Below are 3,960 nucleotides of genomic sequence, written 5' to 3'. Positions count from 1 at the left end.
TATTTTTCATTGTTCAAATGCACAAAATCGGACTTGGATGCCCGATTTACTTGACATAGGCTGATCACGAAGGAGCGACAGTAGGTCCGCCAAAAGAGGCTTTCACTACACGTCGCAAGAAAGACTGCACATGGGCAAGCCAGTAAAAGAGTTTCTTAAGCAAGGGTTTGCGCAGTTTTGTTCAACTTGTCAGGATGCTGGCCGGGTTATGAAAACGCATGGGCCGAACCAGATCCAGTTTTGGTTCATCGCACTTGCGATCGGGATAGCGTCGGGCCTTGCGGCCGTGCTGTTTCGACTTGGGATCTATGCAATCCAGACGACGGCTTATGGCACCGATGACGTCCTTACATTGCATTCCTTTGCGGCTGGACTGGCATGGTATCAAATTCTGATCATCCCGATCTGCGGCGGTTTGATCGTCGGCTTGATCTTGCATCACTTTACCGATGACGGGCGCGCGCGATCCGTGGCGGATGTGATCGAAAGTGCGGCACTGTCCGAAGGCCGGGTTGAAGTGCGCAGGGGGCTGGCCTCTGCGGTTGCATCGATGGTGACCTTGTCGACGGGTGGATCAACGGGCCGCGAAGGGCCCGTCGTTCACCTTGCGGCTGTCATTTCAACGGGTGTGTGCCGCTGGATCAACGCGAATGGCATCACAGGACGGGATCTGTTGGGCTGCGCGGTCGCTGCTGCTGTTTCGGCCAGTTTTAATGCGCCCATTGCGGGCGCACTCTTTGCGCTCGAAGTGGTCCTGCGTCACTTTGCGGTTCACGCATTTGCGCCGATTGTCATTGCTGCAGCCGTCGGCACCGTAATTAACCGGCTTGTTTTTGGCGATGTCACGGAATTCACTTTGCCAGTTCAAAACGCGCTTGGCTTTTATGTGGAGCTGCCTGCCTTTCTGATCCTTGGGCTTGTGTGTGGCTTGGTTGCTGTGGCCTTTATGAAAGCGATTTTTTGGGCCGATGATCTTGGCAGTTACTTGCAAGAGCAGTCGAGACTTCCGCGCTATCTGCGCCCCGCTGTGGCTGGCGCAATGCTGGGCGGGCTAGCGATCTGGTGGCCCCATATTATCGGCGTGGGCTACGAAACGACCTCAGCTGCCCTGACTGGCGAGCTGTTGTTGCACGAAGCGATTGTCTTTGTGATCCTCAAGGTAATCGCAGTCGCAATTACTATGGGCGGGCCTCTGACTGGCGAATTGCTACTGCACGAAGCGATCGTCTTTGTGGTTCTCAAGGTGATTGCAGTCGCAATTACGATGGGTGGGCGCATGGGCGGCGGCGTATTCTCGCCGTCACTGATGGTCGGGGCTTTGACGGGGCTGGCCTTTGGTATCATTGCCACGGCAATTTTTCCGACAGTGTCAGGCAGCGGTACGCTTTATGCGCTGGCTGGCATGGGGGCCGTCGCTGCAGCCGTGCTTGGTGCGCCAATTTCAACCACTCTCATTGTCTTCGAGCTAACAGGTGACTGGCAAACCGGTCTTGCCGTGATGGTCGCTGTCTCGATGTCCACGGCCCTTGCCTCGCGGCTCGTGGACCGCTCGTTCTTTCTTACCCAGCTTGAACGGCGCAACGTTCATCTGGCAGCAGGCCCGCAGGCTTATCTTTTGGCGACTTTCAAGGTATCAAGTATCATGCGCGAAGTGGGGGCTGATGATGCTGCGTCGGAAGACGCATGTTGGGATCTTGTGCGCGATGGACTTTACTTGGACGGCAACGCGACGCTCGAACAAGCTATGCCAATCTTTGAGCGTGGCAGCCCACGCTTTATTCCCGTCGTGACATTGGGCGGTGAAGACACCCCACCAGAGCTGTGGGGCGCGTTATTTCAGGTCGACGCGTTGCGCGCCATGAACCGTGCATTGTCAGAGACAGCCGCCGAAGAGCATTCGTAGGGCGCGGGTTCTTAAACCTGCTCGACCGCGATCTTTTCATGAAAGAATGCCAAGTGATCTTTGATCGCGGCTACAGCTTCGATTGGGTTTTCATAAGACCAAGCCGCGTTCGGGATCGGCCCACTTTTTGCGACGATGGTGAAATAGCTGGCAGCACCTTTATAAGGGCAAGTCGCCGACATGTCTGTTGGATCAAAAAACGCCATCGCAAGATCAGCACGCGGAAAATAGATGACAGGGGGGTAATCGCCCTCGGTCAACTCAAGCGCATTGGTGCTTTCGCCCAGCACAGCACCGGCGGCACGTACAACCCAAGTTCCCGTTGCAGGGCGGATTTTGATATGGTCGGCCATGTGGTCTTTCCTCTCGTCAGGTGCGGCAGGCCGCAATTTCATCACGTCATGCAACAAATAGCTGTCACAGCGGGGCGCAGGCCGTCGTCAACCAATCGCGGTCACCCGCGCCCAATAGGGGCGCAAGCAGGCTCAATGTATCCGCATGGTAACCATCAATCCAGTGCCGTTCTGCTTGCGTCAGTAAACTGGTGTCAATGAGGCGTTTGTCAAACGGCACATACGTGAGCGTCTCGAACGCGAGCATCTTGCGGTCGTCGGCTCCATCAAGCGCAGGGGCATCCGCTACAAAAATCAGATTTTCGATCCGGATACCGAACGCGCCTTCGCGGTAATAGCCCGGCTCATTGGACAAGATCATACCTTGCTGCAAGGCCACCTCAGAGCGGCGCGAAATACCTTGCGGCCCTTCATGGACGCTCAAATAACTTCCTACACCATGACCCGTACCATGATCATAGTCTTGTCCCGCAAGCCACAAAGGCGCGCGCGCCAATGCATCAAGATGTTGACCGCCGACGCCGTGTGGAAATCGAATGCGGCTGACCGCAATCATTCCCTGCAAAACACGGGTATAGCACTGCCGATGTTCCGCAGTCTGGGTGCCGATAGCCATCGTGCGGGTAATATCGGTCGTTCCGTCGATATATTGGCCGCCGCTATCTACAAGCAACAGCTCGCCCGCACCAAGCTTGCGGTTCGTATCTTCGGTGACGCGGTAATGAACGATCGCCCCATGTGGCCCCGCACCGCAGATCGTTTCAAAGCTGATGTCGCGAAGTGCATTTGTTTGCATCCGAAAGCCCTCGAGGGCTTTGACAACATCGATTTCAGTTAGCCCCGCATCAGGGCCTTGGCTATCAAGCCATGCCAAGAACCGGACCATCGCGACGGCATCGCGTTTGTGGGCAGCTTGCGCGCCCGCAATTTCGACAGCATTCTTGCAGGCCTTGGGCAAAATGCAGGGGTCTTTCGCTTGCACAACCTCGCAGCCGGCATCAGTCAAAGTGGTTGCAACAATATCCGGACAGGTCCGCGCATCGATCAGCGCGCTGCCTCTCAAACCGTTCAATGCACCCAAGAACCCTGTGATGTCATGCACTGCAACATCTGGCCCCAAATGATCCAAAATGCCGTCGGCTTTGCCAAAACCCGCAAAAAGATCAACACGGCCAGTCTTGTGCAAAATCGCAAAAGCCTGTGGCACAGGATTGCGCGCAATATCAGTGCCGCGAATGTTCAACAGCCATGCGATGCTGTCCGGGAGGGTCAGAATTGCGGCATCTTGCTTGAGATCTGCCGCAAGGCGCGCGCGCTTGGCGTCATGGCGCTCGCCTGCGCGTTCAATAGCATGGGCTGTGAACGGTGCCACGGGTGCTGCCGGTTGGTCCGCCCAAATAAGATCAACAAGGTTGTCCGTCGGCGCTAACTTGAGCTGCGATAAATCGCTGCGCAAGTCTGCGATTTCCGACACGGTATGCAGCCACGGATCATAGGCCAGAACCCCACTTTGCAATTGCGTCGGCAGCCAATCGGCTAGCCGCTGTTCAGGCCAATCTACGGGCGTAAATTCATCCGCGACTTGCGTGCGCACTTGCACGCGGTATCGGCCATCAATGAAAATACCTGCGACATCTGCCAACACAGCACAGAACCCTGCAGAGCCTGAAAACCCCGTCAGCCATTCCAATCGGGCATCGCGGG

The 3,960-nt window shown here is 56.1% G+C and carries 3 protein-coding genes; 1 reads left to right on the top strand and 2 read right to left on the bottom strand.

Annotated elements, in window-relative coordinates; translation table 11 throughout:
* Positions 1–208 precede the first annotated feature (208 nt).
* Positions 209–1,903: a chloride channel protein gene (locus QZ197_RS07250; protein WP_296431201.1), complete on the top strand. Its 1,695-nt coding sequence runs from the start codon at positions 209–211 to the stop codon at positions 1,901–1,903.
* An 11-nt stretch (positions 1,904–1,914) separates the two neighbouring features.
* Here the strand turns inward: QZ197_RS07250 and QZ197_RS07245 are convergent, their stop codons facing one another.
* Together QZ197_RS07245 and QZ197_RS07240 are read right to left on the bottom strand one after the other, a co-directional pair.
* Positions 1,915–2,256 (bottom strand): DUF427 domain-containing protein, encoded by a 342-nt coding sequence (locus QZ197_RS07245; protein ID WP_296431199.1) that lies wholly within the window; start codon positions 2,254–2,256, stop codon positions 1,915–1,917.
* Between the two features lie 64 nt (positions 2,257–2,320).
* Positions 2,321–3,960, bottom strand: a 1,640-nt coding sequence (locus QZ197_RS07240) for an aminopeptidase P family protein (protein WP_296431198.1), incomplete at its 5' end; no start/stop codon positions are given.

The organism is Yoonia sp., from assembly GCF_017854415.1.
In the GTDB taxonomy this organism is placed as follows: Bacteria; Pseudomonadota; Alphaproteobacteria; order Rhodobacterales; family Rhodobacteraceae; genus Yoonia.
Note: the sequence above shows the minus strand (reverse complement) of the source record. Positions and strands in the feature narration are given on the sequence as shown.